The sequence below is a fragment of the Moorena sp. SIO4G3 genome (assembly GCF_010692305.1).
In the GTDB taxonomy this organism is placed as follows: Bacteria; Cyanobacteriota; Cyanobacteriia; order Cyanobacteriales; family Coleofasciculaceae; genus Moorena; species Moorena producens_A.
The window spans coordinates 1-15,016 of sequence record NZ_JAAHIG010000226.1; the positions used below are offsets into that span (position 1 = coordinate 1).

At 44.2% G+C, this 15,016-nt stretch carries 16 protein-coding genes and 2 pseudogenes; 8 read left to right on the top strand and 10 right to left on the bottom strand.

All coding sequences use genetic code 11. From position 1 onward, the window contains the following. A partial coding sequence (gene glmU, locus F6J99_RS29590) for a bifunctional UDP-N-acetylglucosamine diphosphorylase/glucosamine-1-phosphate N-acetyltransferase GlmU (RefSeq protein ID WP_293118228.1) occupies positions 1 to 1,274 on the bottom strand: 1,274 nt, incomplete at its 3' end. 285 nt (positions 1,275 to 1,559) lie between these two features. Between glmU and F6J99_RS29595 the strand changes: the two genes are divergently transcribed. Continuing rightward, entirely contained in the window at positions 1,560 to 1,784 is a 225-nt protein-coding gene (locus F6J99_RS29595) for a hypothetical protein (RefSeq protein ID WP_293118231.1), read from the top strand. Here the strand turns inward: F6J99_RS29595 and F6J99_RS29600 are convergent. Continuing rightward, positions 1,728 to 2,606: an MnmC family methyltransferase gene (locus F6J99_RS29600; RefSeq protein ID WP_293118234.1), complete on the bottom strand. Its 879-nt coding sequence runs from the start codon at positions 2,604 to 2,606 to the stop codon at positions 1,728 to 1,730. The genes F6J99_RS29595 and F6J99_RS29600 overlap by 57 nt on opposite strands. Positions 2,607 to 3,116: 510 nt before the next feature. Beyond that, positions 3,117 to 3,353, bottom strand: coding sequence for a hypothetical protein (locus F6J99_RS29605; protein ID WP_293095875.1), 237 nt, complete (start codon positions 3,351 to 3,353; stop codon positions 3,117 to 3,119). Positions 3,354 to 3,630: 277 nt separating this feature from the next. On the opposite strand from F6J99_RS29605, the gene F6J99_RS29610 reads away from it, so the two are divergent. Beyond that, positions 3,631 to 4,728: a tocopherol cyclase family protein gene (locus F6J99_RS29610; protein ID WP_293118237.1), complete on the top strand. Its 1,098-nt coding sequence runs from the start codon at positions 3,631 to 3,633 to the stop codon at positions 4,726 to 4,728. A 291-nt stretch (positions 4,729 to 5,019) separates the two neighbouring features. Here the strand turns inward: F6J99_RS29610 and F6J99_RS29615 are convergent, their stop codons facing one another. After that, positions 5,020 to 5,238 carry a hypothetical protein gene (locus tag F6J99_RS29615; protein WP_293118240.1) on the bottom strand — a complete coding sequence of 73 codons (219 nt, stop codon included), beginning with the start codon at positions 5,236 to 5,238 and terminating at the stop codon, positions 5,020 to 5,022. 469 nt (positions 5,239 to 5,707) lie between these two features. Here F6J99_RS29615 and F6J99_RS29620 point away from each other — a divergent pair, with 469 nt between their 5' ends. Further along, positions 5,708 to 5,842, top strand: coding sequence for a hypothetical protein (locus F6J99_RS29620; protein ID WP_293118243.1), 135 nt, complete (start codon positions 5,708 to 5,710; stop codon positions 5,840 to 5,842). Here the strand turns inward: F6J99_RS29620 and F6J99_RS29625 are convergent. Continuing rightward, entirely contained in the window at positions 5,782 to 6,936 is a 1,155-nt protein-coding gene (locus F6J99_RS29625; RefSeq protein WP_293118245.1) for a DUF819 family protein, read from the bottom strand. The two genes, F6J99_RS29620 and F6J99_RS29625, sit on opposite strands and share 61 nt — an antisense overlap. A 211-nt stretch (positions 6,937 to 7,147) precedes the next feature. Beyond that, entirely contained in the window at positions 7,148 to 7,402 is a 255-nt protein-coding gene (locus F6J99_RS29630; protein ID WP_293118247.1) for a hypothetical protein, read from the bottom strand. 68 nt (positions 7,403 to 7,470) lie between these two features. Here F6J99_RS29630 and F6J99_RS29635 point away from each other — a divergent pair, with 68 nt between their 5' ends. Both F6J99_RS29635 and F6J99_RS29640 read left to right on the top strand, forming a co-directional pair. Further along, complete coding sequence (locus F6J99_RS29635; RefSeq protein ID WP_293118249.1) at positions 7,471 to 8,691, top strand: transposase; 1,221 nt, start codon at positions 7,471 to 7,473, stop codon at positions 8,689 to 8,691. Between the two features lie 294 nt (positions 8,692 to 8,985). Further along, on the top strand, positions 8,986 to 9,132 hold the full coding sequence (locus tag F6J99_RS29640; protein ID WP_293118251.1) for a hypothetical protein: 147 nt from the start codon (positions 8,986 to 8,988) through the stop codon (positions 9,130 to 9,132). Here F6J99_RS29640 and F6J99_RS29645 read toward each other — a convergent pair. Next, a complete protein-coding gene (locus tag F6J99_RS29645) occupies positions 9,110 to 11,044 on the bottom strand; it encodes a WD40 repeat domain-containing serine/threonine-protein kinase (protein WP_293118253.1) in 1,935 nt (644 codons plus the stop codon). The genes F6J99_RS29640 and F6J99_RS29645 overlap by 23 nt on opposite strands. Positions 11,045 to 11,159: 115 nt before the next feature. Here F6J99_RS29645 and F6J99_RS29650 point away from each other — a divergent pair, with 115 nt between their 5' ends. Continuing rightward, positions 11,160 to 11,513, top strand: coding sequence for a hypothetical protein (locus F6J99_RS29650; protein WP_293118255.1), 354 nt, complete (start codon positions 11,160 to 11,162; stop codon positions 11,511 to 11,513). 11 nt (positions 11,514 to 11,524) lie between these two features. On the opposite strand, the gene F6J99_RS29655 is transcribed toward F6J99_RS29650, so the two are convergent. After that, positions 11,525 to 12,076: an Npun_F5560 family protein gene (locus F6J99_RS29655; protein WP_075904048.1), complete on the bottom strand. Its 552-nt coding sequence runs from the start codon at positions 12,074 to 12,076 to the stop codon at positions 11,525 to 11,527. Positions 12,077 to 12,370: 294 nt separating this feature from the next. Continuing rightward, a complete protein-coding gene (locus F6J99_RS29660) occupies positions 12,371 to 12,601 on the bottom strand; it encodes a CopG family transcriptional regulator (RefSeq protein ID WP_293118257.1) in 231 nt (76 codons plus the stop codon). Between the two features lie 69 nt (positions 12,602 to 12,670). On the opposite strand from F6J99_RS29660, the pseudogene F6J99_RS29665 reads away from it, so the two are divergent. Then, positions 12,671 to 13,693: pseudogene (locus F6J99_RS29665) on the top strand (transposase); the annotation flags it as partial. Between the two features lie 122 nt (positions 13,694 to 13,815). Continuing rightward, positions 13,816 to 14,097: pseudogene (locus F6J99_RS29670) on the top strand (zinc ribbon domain-containing protein); the annotation flags it as partial. Between the two features lie 40 nt (positions 14,098 to 14,137). Here the strand turns inward: F6J99_RS29670 and F6J99_RS29675 are convergent. After that, a partial coding sequence (locus tag F6J99_RS29675) for a hypothetical protein (RefSeq protein WP_293118259.1) occupies positions 14,138 to 15,016 on the bottom strand: 879 nt, incomplete at its 5' end.

The window sequence follows — 15,016 nt, forward strand, 5'->3', positions numbered from 1 at the left end:
TTGGTAAGCACAGAACCAGCTGCCACAGTGACATCCTCTCCTAAAGTTAGTGGTGCCACCAGAACACTATTGGAACCAGTCTTAGTGCGATCGCCTATCTCAGTTTTATGCTTTTTAACACCATCGTAATTGGCAGTAATGGTACCTGCGCCAATATTCACTTGGGACCCTAGGGTAGCATCTCCCAAATAAGATAGATGAGAGGCATTAGTGCGATCGCCTATCTGAGTATTTTTCAGTTCCACAAAATTTCCGATACGGCAGGATTCTCCTACTTGGGCATTACCCCGAAGATGGGAATACGGACCAATACGGGTGCCATCTTGAACCACAGAATCACTTACCACTGAATATAGCACGGTCACCTTATCACCCAACTGGCTATTTTCAATCAGACTCCCTGGGCCAATCCTGCTACCAGCACCAATCACCGTCTTACCCCGCAAATGAGTTTGGGGCTCGATGGTGACATCAGGTTGCAATTGGACAGTCTCATCAATAGTGATACTGTTTGGGTTAATTAATGTCACCCCTGCCTTCATCCAGTCATCCTTAATCCGCTCTTGCAAAATCTGCTCAGCCATGGCCAGCTGTTTACGGTCATTAATCCCGAGAATTTCGTGGGTTACTTCCACATCCACTGCCATTACTGGATTAACCATGGTAACCGCATCCGTTAGGTAATACTCATTTTGGTCATTATCCGCAGACAGTTTTGGTAGGACCAAAGCCAATTGAGACCAGTTGAAGCAATACACACCAGCATTGATGCGGTGATTTTGCTTTTGAGCATCAGTGCAATCCCGGTGTTCCACAATCTGTTGCAGCTGATTGTTACTATCACAGAAAACCCGTCCATAGCCCGTGGGATTCGGCATATGGGCAGTTAGGATCGTAGCCCCATTGTTATGGGCTTGATGGCTTTCTAAAAGTTGTTTAATGGTGTCGGGACGCAACAGAGGAACATCACCATTTAAGACCAGTAAGTCTCCGGTATCGTCTGCCAAGTAGGGCAACAGTTGCTGGACGGCATGACCAGTACCCAATTGCTCTTTCTGTTCAACGAATTCTACATCCGTGTAGGCGCTCAGACTTTCTTTTACCCGTTCACTCTGATAGCCACAAATCACTATCACTCTGGAGGGGTTAATCGAAACACAACTGTTGATCACTCGCTCCACTAGAGTTTGTGAACCCAAACGATGACAGACTTTGGGCAGGTCAGATTTCATGCGAGTTCCGCGTCCTGCCGCTAGAATTGCTACTGCAACCATAGATTAGCTTTTTGCTTCCATCTTTGCATCCCTATCATACTAAGACTTGAGCTGAGTTCAATGTCATAAATTGGCAGTTTTGTTAAAGATGCATGAGAGAGAATTCAGAATTCAGGAGAAGAATGATGAATTTATTGGGAGAATAAATAGGATTATTACCGATTAAACTGTTATTAATTACTAATTAAGTAGAAAATTCCCGTATTATGACTATAGGAGGGGAATAGGGAATCGGGAGTAGGGAATCGGGAATCGGGACTGCATCGCTTAAACCTGTCTTGCCTTTTGCCTTTTGCCTTTTGCCTTTTGCCTTTTGCCTTTTGCCTTAAAAAGTGGTGCGTTACGGGGCTACTGGCTACGAAGTTGAATATGATGGCAATCCCACCCCTAACGCACCCTACCCCCTACTCCCTACTCCCTACTCCCTACTCCCTGTTCCCTATTGCCTATTCCCTATTCCCTTTGCTCTCTCAACCAACGCTTTTTCCAATGGGAGGTTGGTTCAAGTAACGAGTTTTGCTGCTCTAGGCGGCGTCGGTGTAAAATGTCTGAGGCTGAGTCTGATAAATTCGGGTCTCGGTAAGGTACAGCGGCACGAGTTTGCAAATGTTCTTGCTCTCGGATTGATAAGCTAGGTAAATCAGTTTCAGTAAAGCTAGCAACAGTACCGGGTTGCCGATTTCCCACTTCAATGGTAGAGCCAATCGTAAACCCAGCTGTGATCAGGGCAATTCTGACTGCTGCAGCACAAGAGTAGGTGGCTAGTCTACCGGTGTCTGAGCAACATTGGGCTAAGTGTTGAATAAATTCTAGAGTCCACAATTGGGGACAGTTAGGTGGGGAAAAGGGGTCAAGAAAGATAGCATCGGCTTGGAAGTTAGCTTGTTGCACCTGTTGGATAGTCTCTCTGGCATCACCGAGATAGAGTTGAGCTTGGCATTGGTCGGTTTCAAGCAATCCAGTGGTTGCCAGAGCTTCTAATAGTTGGGGGATAGGATTGGGAAAGAGATTCAGCCAACCCTGAGCGATCGCAGCTTGTGGTACCGTAGAGTCTGACTCTAGGGCAACCAGTTGGACATGGCAGTGGGGATTGTGTGTCCAAATTTCCGTTAGGGCAGCAGCTGTGTTGTAACCTAGACCATAACAGATATCCAACAACCGTAGCACTGGCTGTTGGGCTTTTTGGGCTAGTTGGCAGGGTTTGACAAACTTCAGCTGGGCCTCTTCTATGGCACCTTGTCGGCTGTGATAGGATTCACCAATTTCTGAACAGAAGAAGGTGAATGAGCCATCAGCAGTCATTTCCGGTGTGAATACCTTTTGATCGGGCATTAGGAAGTAGGGAGTAGGGAGTAGGGAGTAGGGGTAACAGGGAACAGTTAATGTAGGGTGGGCAGTGCATCAGACAGATTCACCTTGCTTGCCAATCGGGTTGGTAGGCACTGCCCACCATCGGATTAATCACAATGGTGCAGGTCTGAGTCTAACCCCTTCTTCACCTAGAGCCTAGAGCCCTTATGCCTAGAGCCTTCTTGAATTTATAATAATTGGCGTTGCTGAATTAAGGTATAATTTAAATAATTACACAGAGAAGGATCTGGAACATCCCAAAATTTAAGATAGTGAATTACTAGTCGAATTGAATGTCGCCACATTTCCTCCGATTTGGAGTAGCAAAGACTTTTTCGCTTGATAGACTATTTGGTTCCTGATCTTAACTAAGCTGTTGTGCATTTTAAATGCACAACAGCTTATTACTTACGACTCAAAGGCCGAGGTCTAAACTTCGGTAGTGGTAAACAAGTAGCTAAACCACTACATCTTTACCACTACCTAAACTTGTTACCTCGTCCAAACGTTATTCGCGTATAATGTTCCTATCCCAGCCCACTGTATTTGATTTTGATTAATCAGAGTACCTATGTAAACTCGATCATCTGGGAAGTTAACTCGTATTACATCTGGGTCACTACAGATCACAACACCACGCCCATTTGGACGAGTACCCATAGTGATCGTAACCTGCATATCCTCCACTGTGATCTCAGATTGACCCCATGTTCCTGCTATACTCATCATTTACCTCTTGCTGTAATTAATTTCAATTAACACATTTATAATGTCAAATCTAACTCTGGCTTGACATTACCCTTGAGGGTACCTTTGATGTTAAGAATAATTACTGACATTAATCGGCATTGCATAGTAGGATTGACTTGGGTTCATTATCTGGCGAGAAATGTGATGCTATTACTCCCGGGAGCGCAACTCCTAAAATCAGACCCTGATTCAGCAACGCCTAATAATTAATGGTAAAAGCCCGTTTCTCCCTAAGCTGAGAGTATCGAAATCCCCTATGGCACATCCTTTTCAAACACCCCACAGCGGATATCACTGGGACGGTAAAAGCGATCGCTTTTTTGAAGGTTGGTACTATCGGGTGACGTTACCCAGTTGTGGTCAGACGTTTGCGTTTATGTATTCCATTGAAGACCCCATCGGTGGTCAACCCTCTAGTGGTGGTTCAGCCCAAATTCTAGGCCCTGATGATCAGTATCTGTGTCGTACCTTTCCCCATCCGGAACAGTTTTGGGGGTCATCGGAATCCTTAGGTCTAGGACATTGGGGTAAAACTAAATTACAAATAACTCCTCAATACCTTGACCCCGATAAATTTGAGTATCAAATCAAGGAAGGATATCAGGCTACAGCTACCTTGAATCAAGGGTTTATTCGGGACCCAGCCAACGGACGCTATTGTGATTGGCGCTATGAAATTAAACCGATTTATGGCTGGGGAGATCTCGGAAAAGCCCAGCAATCAACCGCTGGCTGGCTTTCGTTTTTACAGATATTTGAACCAGGATGGCAAATTTTGATGGCCCACGGTTTAGCCACTGGCTGGATTGATTGGAATGGTAAGCTCTATGATTTTACCAATGTCCCGGCCTATGGGGAAAAAAATTGGGGTCGTGCTTTTCCTAAGAAGTGGTTTTGGCTTAATTGTAATAGTTTTACCGATCAACCAGACCTGGCTCTGACTGCTGGTGGTGGTAGACGGGAAGTAGTGGGCTTGGCAGAAGCAGCTGCTTTGATTGGCATTCACTACGAAGGTAAATTTTATGAATTCGTGCCGTGGAATTCAGAAGTAAGCTGGCAGATCCAGCCTTGGGGAAATTGGCAGATGCAAGGGCGCAATGGTGAGTATGAAGTAGAGTTAACTGGCACAACTGACTATCCTGGTACACTTCTACTAGCTCCGACCAAACAGGGGTTAGATTTGATTTGCCGAGATACTATGCAAGGTCAGCTGAGGTTGGAACTTAAACAACGACGTGGGGATAACGTTGAACCGATTTTGATAGCTGAAAGTAATTTATGTGGATTAGAAGTTGGTGGTGAGCCTTGGCAAAAACCCTGGAATTCTTCTGCTAAATTGCCTTGGATTTTGTGATATAGCGCTACGGGCAAGGCAAGAGGCAAAAGGCAAAAGGCAAGAGGCAAAAGGCAAAAGGCAAGAGGCAAGAGGCAAAAGTTGACTACCACAGCTTTTCAGCTTTTATAGCGTTTATCATACCTATGAGGTACAGTCTTGATTGGCGCTTATTGCCTTAAGACCTTCTTGCCTTGCTGCCTTCTGCCTTAAAAGGATAAGCAATGTCGCTCATGACTCTGAGAATTGCTATATCGTCGTTGAATTTTATGTTATTAAACAGGAATTATTGAGAATAACTAGACAGCTTGATTAGTCATCAGACTTATATTTGATCTTCATAACATAATTTGTTTTACCTTTGCTTCCTAATGTCACATCGACACCTTCTATACCATCTACATTAATTCCCAAAGCAACATCACGGCTCATCTGAATCTCCATTTCATCAACGTTTTGCTTGCGCCCCTCCTCAATGACTGACCTTATGATTGCACTATCATCTTGAGAAAGATTACCTGGTGATTTCACTAGATCTACTACATATCTAATAAGTGCCCATTCAGTTTTATAAGTTAAAAATATATCGATAAAGGTTTTTCCTGTAAATTTAAATTAAAGCTTCTTTGTTTTATCGTTATAAACTAGTGTCATAGCATCATTTAGTTTTTAATAACACCTTCGCCAATCTAGGATATTAAAAATTGCAATTAGTTAGTATGGTATGATACTTGGTATTAACCCGAATACAGTATCTCAAAAGCCCATTTTTTACGGGAAATTACTTAATCCTTATAAGTTGGGTTATCAGCCTTAGTCATACTATATATAAATTCTCAATTATTTGTCAAATATGCAAACTATAAAATAGTTGCTGGTATTGGTTTATAGCGATATTTTTTTGCTATTTTACGAATCCCTTAGGACTTCTATACCAATCCTATATGAATTGTGAGAATTTTTTTCCCTTTTCCCTACTCCCGTCTTGATGCAGTCGCTCATGGGGGAAACCCCCGCAGGTCGGCGCTGCATCGCTACTCCCTGTTCCCTGTTCCCTGTTCCCTTTGGTATATATCAACCCAAAGACCGCAGAAAATTCCCTAACCCTACACCAATAAACGTAGCTACTGCATAACCGAGAGTACCGCAAAGAATAGCAGGAGTAACTAGCTTATCCCACTGCCGTGCTGTCGCCATAGCCGCTGCTGTAGTTGGCCCACCCATATTAGCATTCGACGCAATCACCAATTCAGCTAAATCTAAACCCAGCAATCGTCCAACTCCCAGTAGCACTAACAAATGGATGGCGAGAATTAATCCAGCAAAAATAAACAGAACTGATCCGACTCGTAGCACTATTTCCACATTAGCGCTGGCTCCAATTACAGCAAAAAATACCTGCATCAGCAGATAGCCAATTTTTTCTGCAGCCGTTATCCTACTTAAATAGCTTGGGAATACTGTCGCTAGCATCACAATTAAAACTGTTACTACCAGAATTCCCCCTTTGTTGAAACCCAACCAGCTAGCGAGACCATAACCTACAGCACAAGCAATCATACTAATCGCTAATGCCAAACTGATTTGCATAACAGAGAGTTGTTGTCGAGACTGGGAATCAAAGATACTAAACTGGCTAGAATGAGTATTTTCATGGGAACGTTGGTTAGGAAAAATTCCCCGTAGCCACTTGATTGAAGGTAAAGAAAACAGCACTAAAAAGTACAAGGTCATCACTAAATTATCTGCTGCTACCCCAGCACTGAGTAAATCTCCTGCTCTTAATCCAGTGCTTTCAGCGGTTGCCGCAAAATTAACAGAACCACCAATATAGGTAGCACAAAAAATTGCTGCCAACTTCCAACCTTCTTCTCCTAAAGGAATGAGATAGTAAGCCACTACTGTGCCTAATATTGTTCCCACTGCACCAATTCCATAGGCAATTAACGTAGGTCCAGCCTCTCGCACAATCCGAAACAAATCAGCTTGGAATAGTAGTAAAGGAATCGCTAAAGGAACTAAATAAGACCAAACCACACCATAGGCGGGAGCATCCGGTGGAATAATCCTAAGATTGGATAGGATGAAGGTTACTAAAATGGTGACAACCGCCCCAGATAGTTTAGCTCCCCAAGGAGTACGTTCTGCCCAGAATCCAATTGTTGCTGCTGACAGCAACACAGCCCATAGAGCGAAATCTTGATTAGGATTTATAAGAGAGGTTGCCATGTATTTTAGGAATGCTTATCTAAAAGCTTTTGAAAATAGATTGTCCAGGGTTTGGCTATCTTGGTCTAGGTCAGCTTCGGTATAGGGAAGGTAAGCTTTTTCCTCCTTGAGCTGAAGGGCGGCAGCCCCGCGCCCTACCTGAAAGGTGGGCGTCTTGAAGTTACCGTAAGACAGGGTCGCCTTTATAGTTGGCAGGTTATGCAAAAAAAGGTTAACGATTATTGATTAAGGCTCCACTGTCTAAGGCGCGCGTCTCTAGGAAGGATAGCCCGGTGATGGAGTGAAACGCTTGGCACCAATCAGGAACACTTTGGATTCGGCAAAGCCGACGCGGGGCGCGTTCAGGGAAACGAGCTATCAAGCTCCTAAGTAACTCCGATTGGTTCATTCCTATTCGCTCAGCTTCTTGTTCTAACTTCTTTTTTTCATATTCGGTTAACCGAATTGTCATCTTTATTGTTTTCATTATGACTTCCCATATGAGTAGATTTGTGCTATTATTATAGTAGGTCGAAAAACCGAGATGCAAGTGTTATGATATTAGCATACCAGTACCGGTTAAGGTTAACAAAAAAGCAAGTGATTGAAATGGAGCGATGGCTGGAGATGCTAAGATTTCAATACAATTACTTGTTAGCCGATCGCTTTAGGTGGTATGAGGAGAATCGCTGTTCTATTAATGCCTGCCCACTTGTTTGCCATTTGCCAGAACTCAGAAATAATCCTGATTACTTTTCACAAAAGCGAACTTTACCTCAGCTAAAGAAAGACAGACCCTGGTACGCAGACATTCATGCTCATGTATTACAGGACTGTGTTAAGCGAGTAGATCTAGCTTTTAAACGATATCTCAAGGGGGATTCCAAAGGTAAAAAGAGTGGTAGACCTCGATTTAAAGGTAAAGGGCGTTACCGCTCCCTAACTTTCCCGTCTATAGGTAAAGACCCTATCAAGGGCAACCTTTTAAAGTTGCCTAAATTTGGATGGGTCAAAATGATCTACCACAGGCCAATCCCTGAAGGATTCAAAATAAAGACTGCTACTATTACCAAAAAGGCTGAAGGTTACTATGTGACCTTATCTATTCAGGATGACACTATTCCCGAGATTATTCCGGTTAATGAAGTTTCTAATCCGATCGGAATTGACATGGGTCTGAAGTCATTCTTGATTAAGTCTGATGGTTCTGAAGTAGATATTCCTCAGTATTATAGAAAGGCTCAAAAGCGACTCAAAAAAATCCAAAAAGCTGTTAGCCGATCGAAAAAAGGTAGCAGCAATAGGAGAAAAGCTGTAACTAAGCTAGGTAAGGCTCACAAAAAAGTAGCTGATACCCGAAAAGATTTCCACTTTAAAACTGCTAAAGACTTACTCGATAGTCATGATCTGGTAGCTCATGAGAAATTAAACATCAAAGGTCTAGCTAGGACTAGGATGGCTAAGTCAGTTTTAGATGCTGGATGGGGACAATTCCTATCAATCCTTGCAACCAAAGCTGAAAATGCTGGGTTGTTAACGATTGGAGTCAATTCCAGAAACACCAGCCAGAACTGTTCTAATTGTGGAAAGAAAGTACCCAAGAAATTAAAAGACCGCACCCATTTCTGTCCACATTGTGGATATGTTGCGGATAGGGATATAAATGCGGCAAAAAATGTCTTGAATTTGGCGGTGGGGCATCCCGTCAGAAGTAAAGCTTGCCGAGCAACCGAACCGTTGGGTGGTGTTGGCAAGAAGCCCGCGTTGTCCCGTTAGGGCAACGTCGGGAGTATGTCACGAATTGGTAGGTTTCCCAGCGAGAAGAGAAGTTAAGGATTCTGCGGGAGAGGTCACCTACTTGGAGTTGACTAGCGATTTCATCGGGGAGTTGGATCGTAATTTCCATAGGGGTGATCGGAGTCTGTCCATAGATGCAGTGTAACTCCAAAGTTAGGGAGCAGGGAGCAGGGAGTAGGGAGTAGGGAAGAGAGAATAGGGAACTTCAGATCAGGAAAAAAATCCTGTGTACCTCATAGCTATGAGAACCGCTATATAAGCTTATGAACAATAGTGCTAATTTATCACAACATTAAAAACTCTTTGGAGCTCTTTCCTACTCCCTGCTCCCTACTCCCTACTCCCTACTCCCTACTCCCTACTCCCTATTCCCTACTCCCTATTCCCTTTCTCCCAATCACTCAAATTTCCAAATCTTAATCGTATTATCTTGAGAACTACTAGCAATGGTAGCACCATCATGGCTAATAGCAACCGTAGTAACAGCGCCTAAATGATCCGTAAGAGTATAAAGCAATTCACCACTACCAGGATGCCAGATTTTGACAGTCTTATCGGCACTACCACTAATCAACGTATTCCCTTGAGGGCTAATGGCAATAGATTTAACAGCATGGCCATGTCCTGTGAGAGTAAGCAACGGTTTCTTTGGTATTTGTAAATACCGATCACTCTTGAGCAACCAAATCTTAATGGTTTTATCAGCACTGCCACTAATTAAGATTTTACCACTAGGGCTAAAGGTGAGTGACTCTACCGATGCCGAATGTCCAGTAATCGTTGCGCTGAGCTTACCAGTTACTAAATTCCAAAGCTTAATGGTTTTGTCAGCACTACCACTAGCTAGCAGTTGTCCATTTTTACTAATAGCTACAGTATTAACTGTTCCTAAATGGCCAAACAAAGTTGTCTGTAATGATGCCTTCTTCAGCATCCAAAGTTTAATCGTCTGATCCGCACTACCGCTAGCTAGTAATTGGCCATTGTGACTAATTGCCAGACACTTTACCCAAGCAGAATGTCCACAAAGGGTATGGATTAAATTTCCCGTATACCCATGCCATAGTTTAATGGTATTATCCCAACTGCTACTAGCGATAATTTCTCCATCTGGACTAAACCCAACCGCCTCAATGACATTTAAATGTCCTGAAAGTTTGGCGACAACTGTTTTAGCTTGCCAGTTAAAAATGGTGATAGTTTTGTCTGTACTACCACTAACTAAAGTTTCTCCCTTCGGGTTAAACGCGATAGAATTAATTCCACTCGACTCTTCGGAAAAAGTCTGTACACATTTCCAAGTAGGAGTCTCAAACTTAGGGGTAACTGTTGTAGATAAAGACGTTACTGGTATAGCAGCGAAATCCTCTGGTAAACCCAGTGCTGCTAGGACTTGAATGGCTGATTGATAGCGTTGGTCTGGTAAATTCTCTACCATTTTGTTGAGGATGCGAATCAGCGGAGCACTGACAGGTTGCCTGAGGTAATCGACCCAAACCCACTTCCCTTCCAGACTATTAAACATATCAAAGGGGTGAACATTGGTAAGCAGATGAATACAGGTAACCCCTAAACTGTACAAATCGCTGGTTGCGATCGCTTTTCCCATCAACTGTTCCGAAGCCGTGTAAGCCGCAGAGCCAATCATAGTTCCCGTTCGTGCTAGCACAGTTTTTGTAGTCAGCTTAGCAGCACTGAAATCCACCAGAAACAGTTCGCTCCCCCTTCCCCCCCAAGAATAAAACCTCTTCCTGGTTTTTCGTGTTGGTAACTTGGACAAAGAGGACTCAGGAGGAGGCCGACGAATGATATTGTGCGGATTGATATCCCGATGAATTACCTGATGACTATGGATAAAGCGCAGCACTGGCAGCAATTCAATCAGGACTTGCCGAACCTGGTTTTCCCTAAACGTCCCTTCGGTTTCCAGTTCTGTGGCTAAGCTTTCACCCTCGATATACTTGTGAACTAGAGCAGGTTCTCCTGCGATACCTAATTGATGATCCGCCTCAAAATAGGCCAGAAGTTCAGGAATCTGAGGATGTTGTCCCAGAACTTGCAGCCTAGTCGCTTCTTGGCGGAAAGACTCAGCCGCTTTCTGAGCATTGTTGGTATCTTGATTTTGTAAGGATAACTGTTTGATGATACACTTAGTCTTGCTATCATCTGCCTCATCCACCCCCAGAAAGGTGCGCCCCATACCACCAATACTAATTAGCCTCAGAGCACGGAAGCGTCCGCCTAATCGTAATCTATGGCCACAATAGGCACAAAACCTGGCCTGATTGGGATTTTGAGGATTTTGGCATTTAGGATTAAGACAGTAGCTCATGATATGGGGTGGTCAAGTCGAAGGGTTGGCAAGTTGACAAGTTAGCCAGTTGACAAGTTAGCCAGTTGACAGATTTGTTGAAAGTATTCCCCAAGTTTTCCCCAAGTTTTCCCCAATGTTAACTGTTGCAAACCAAGCAATAAACGTCAGCAGTCACCCCTCAGCTGTCAGCCGTCAGCAGCTGTCAGCGGTCAGTTGTCAGCGGTCAGTTGTCAGCCGTCAGCTATACAGAAACCTTGGCCAAAAGGCCACGCTACGCGAACAACAAACCAACCTACCCTTAGGTAAGGCCAAAGGCGAACAACCTTCGACAAACCCACCTTCAACCTTGGCCTTTGGCCACGCTACGCGAACAACCTTGGCCTTTGGCCACGCTACGCGAACAACCTTGGCCTTTGGCCACGCTACGCGAACAACCTTGGCCTTTGGCCACGCTACGCGAACAACCTTCCAGATGAGGCACCCCTAACCCAAAGGTTGTTACACACTACCGAAAGTTGGGATTGGACTAGCATTCTGACGATTGAAGCTCGGTAGATCAACCCGGGTGATATTGCGGCTTCTGACCGCTAATCGGTAACTGACACTCTGGAGTTCTGCGTGGAGTTGTCGGTTTTCCCGCTGTAACATGGTCACCTTCTCTTTGACTGGTGCCATCCGTTCCGAAAACTTCTGGTGATAAATTTTTGGTAGCTCTTGTACCACTTGTTCTAACTGACGAGAGCGCTCGGTTAATTCTTCTACTGATTCCCGCAATTGCTTAATTTCCGTGTCACGGGTGGCAATTTGCTGTTGATAAAATTCCACCTGCTGCTCGACATCGTGCAACTGTTCTCGCAAGACCACCATCTGAGCCTTATGGCGCTCAGACACCTCTTGGGGAGGTTTGAAATTAGCATTACCCTTCACCAAGCGGAATAGTTCTTGAGACAGCTGCTGCACTAACTGGTCTCTAAGCTGTAACTCTTCCCGTAAGTGAGATACTTCCGTTTGCAGAGCTGATCTCGATAGGGTTTCAATCTGCCTCACCATGGCTTACCACTCCAAGTAAATATACAATTTTCAATAGTAGATGCGAACCGGGGGTGTCGATCACTGATCACAAAATATACTGTTGCAGCTAATGTACCATCCAAACCCGGCCATTGACCATGCCATAGCACATCTAGCCCAGATCACCTTCAGGTTTAGAGTTTAGCTTCCTCCGCTCTTATGCCCCACAACGAACATGCGCAGCATGAGTGTTTAAAGTTACCGTAAGGACAGTGGAGCCTTGTCTTGATGCAGTCGCTCATGGGGGAAACCCCCAAGACCGCGCAAATCACGCTAATCAATAAGTTTTAACCTTTTTCCCATAGCCTGCCAACCATAAAGGCTCCACTGACAATCAGGTTTCGTCTCCAGGGATGAATCGCGGACAGGATCTATTGGATCTCGGAAGCGAGCTATTAAACTTCTGATCAGCTCGGACTGGGTCATTCCACGTCTATTCGCTTCTTGTTCCAATTGCCTTCTTTCAAACTCAGTAACTCTAATTGTCAATTTTTTATTTTTCATTTTAACTTGCCATTTGGCCGTACTTATGTTAATATTATTATAGGTCGATAAAGCTAAAGAGCAAGTAAAATGAGAATAGCTTATCAGTACCGACTAAAACCTACAAAACAGCAAAAAGCCAAGATAGATCACTGGCTGTCAATGTTGTGCGCTCAATATAACTATCTGTTAGCTGATTCGGCAAAGCCGACGCTACGCGAACGGTTTCGCTGGTACGATCATAATCGCTGTTCCATTAACGCTTGCCCCCTTGTTTGCCATCTTCCCGAATTAAGAGATAACCCGAACTACTATAGCCAAAAGAAAACTTTACCCAACCTCAAAAAAACTCATCCTTGGTACAAGGATATACATTCACAGGTGCTTCAGGATGTTGTTAAACGGGTAAAACTAGCTTTCGACCGATTTGTCAAAGGAGATAAAAATGGGAACAGGAGCGGTAGACCCAGATTCAAAAAACAACACCGCTACCGCACCTTTACTTATCCCCAGCTCAAAGAGGGATGCTTACAGGGCGACCTAATCGACTTACCTAAGATAGGAAAAGTCAGAATTGTTTTACATCGTCCTGTTCCTGATGGATTTAAAATAAAAACAGCTTCAATCACCAGAAAGTGTGACGGGTATTATCTGGTTTTGTCTCTAGAGGATAAAACTGTTCCCGTTCGCGCAGCGTCGGCTTCGTCGAAAGTTAAACCTAACATTAATCCTGATTCAATAGTCGGTATCGATGTTGGTCTTAAGGAGTTCTTGACTACTTCCGAAGGAGAAACTATTGGGATTCCACAATATTACCGAAAGTCTCAAAAAAGACTGAGGGTTATACAGAAAAGGGTATCTCGTAGGAAAAAAGGAAGCAAAAATAGACTCAAAGCTATTAAACAGCTTGGCAGGCAGCATAAAAAAGTAGCAGACAAACGGAAAGACTTCCACTTTAAGACCGCTAATTATTTGCTGTCAAAATATGATATAATAGCTCACGAAAAACTGAACGTAAAGGGACTGGCTAAATCCCGATTAGCTAAATCTGTCTTAGATGCTGGGTGGTCAAGCTTTCTGACAATCCTAGCAAGCAAAGCCTTAAATGCTGGTTAGAAGTTACCGTAAGATAGTGGAGCCTTATTACAAGAGATTTAACCTTTTATGCATAGCCGTTCGCGGAGCGGCTCTGAAAGAGCATCAACCATAAAGGCTCCACTATCTAAGGTTTCGTCTCCGGCTTGTTGGCGGTTCCAGTAAGCGCTCAGAATACCTCACAGAATTGCTCCAATTGCGGCAAAAAGGTTCCTAAAAAGTTGCATGTCCGTTGGCACGATTGTCCACATTGTGGTTGTAGTCTAGATTCGCCGAAGGCGACGCTACGCGAACGAGACCATAATGCAGCGATCAATATACGAAATAGAGCGGAAGGGCAGTCCGTTCTTAAAGCCCAGCGCCTCCTAAGGGATACCCGGATTGGCTGGGAAGCCTACACTGAACCCAACGGGTCAGTGTAGGAGCTGTCACAATTCTTCATTCTTCATTCTAAATTCTGATTTATTTCACCAAAGCCCGGAAACGAATAAATCCATAGGAATTGGGTGGGTTTCCGGGGGAATCAGCGTTTGGCACATCCCCAACTTCCACTACTACTACTCCATTTTGATTGAAGGTGACATTACATCCCGCTGGCACTGAGGTGTTTGGCCCGTAATACCGACCGCGATCGCTATCGGGAATATTAGTAAGATAGATGTTCGGTTCAGCTGGACCACCTGAGGCTAGGGGAGTGGTGCTCTCGAACATGGCAATCCCGACATCACTACTGGGGAAGCCAGCAGTGGCATTAAATGAGTCTGAAATAAAGGTAGTTTCTCCAGGCACTCGGTCGCAGATGCGCAGGTTTTTAGCATTGTTGCTGCCATTGGAGAGGAAGTAAACAGTATACTCTAACTCATCCCCTGGCATGACTTGGCCAGAGTTAATTAATCCCCGTAGATACACATCAGGATTCGGCCAGTTGGGGTCATTGTCATCGGCAGCACGCTCCGAATTAACGTTATTCTCAGAACTGCCACCATCAATGCCATCGATAAAGGGTGAACCGGATTCCGGTAGCTCTATCCACTGGTTGGTATCTTTGGGTTTAATAGCAGTAATCCGCTTGACCAGAATCACATTGGGCAAGATATTGTTATAAACTCCAACACTAGTTTGGCGTACACTAACCGTATCTGTATCCCTGGTTTCCAGGAATTCAGGACAACGGCCATTGGCATCATTACTAAGGGTATGCTCCCAACAAGCACTAGTATTTCCGTCTTCTCCATTGGGGGTGAGACTAATCGATTGACCAGTGCTTGCCCCATCTAAGTCTCGTTGGTAGGTGTCATCCCACAGATTCAATTCAGCTGACGGTGGAGTATTGATGGCGTT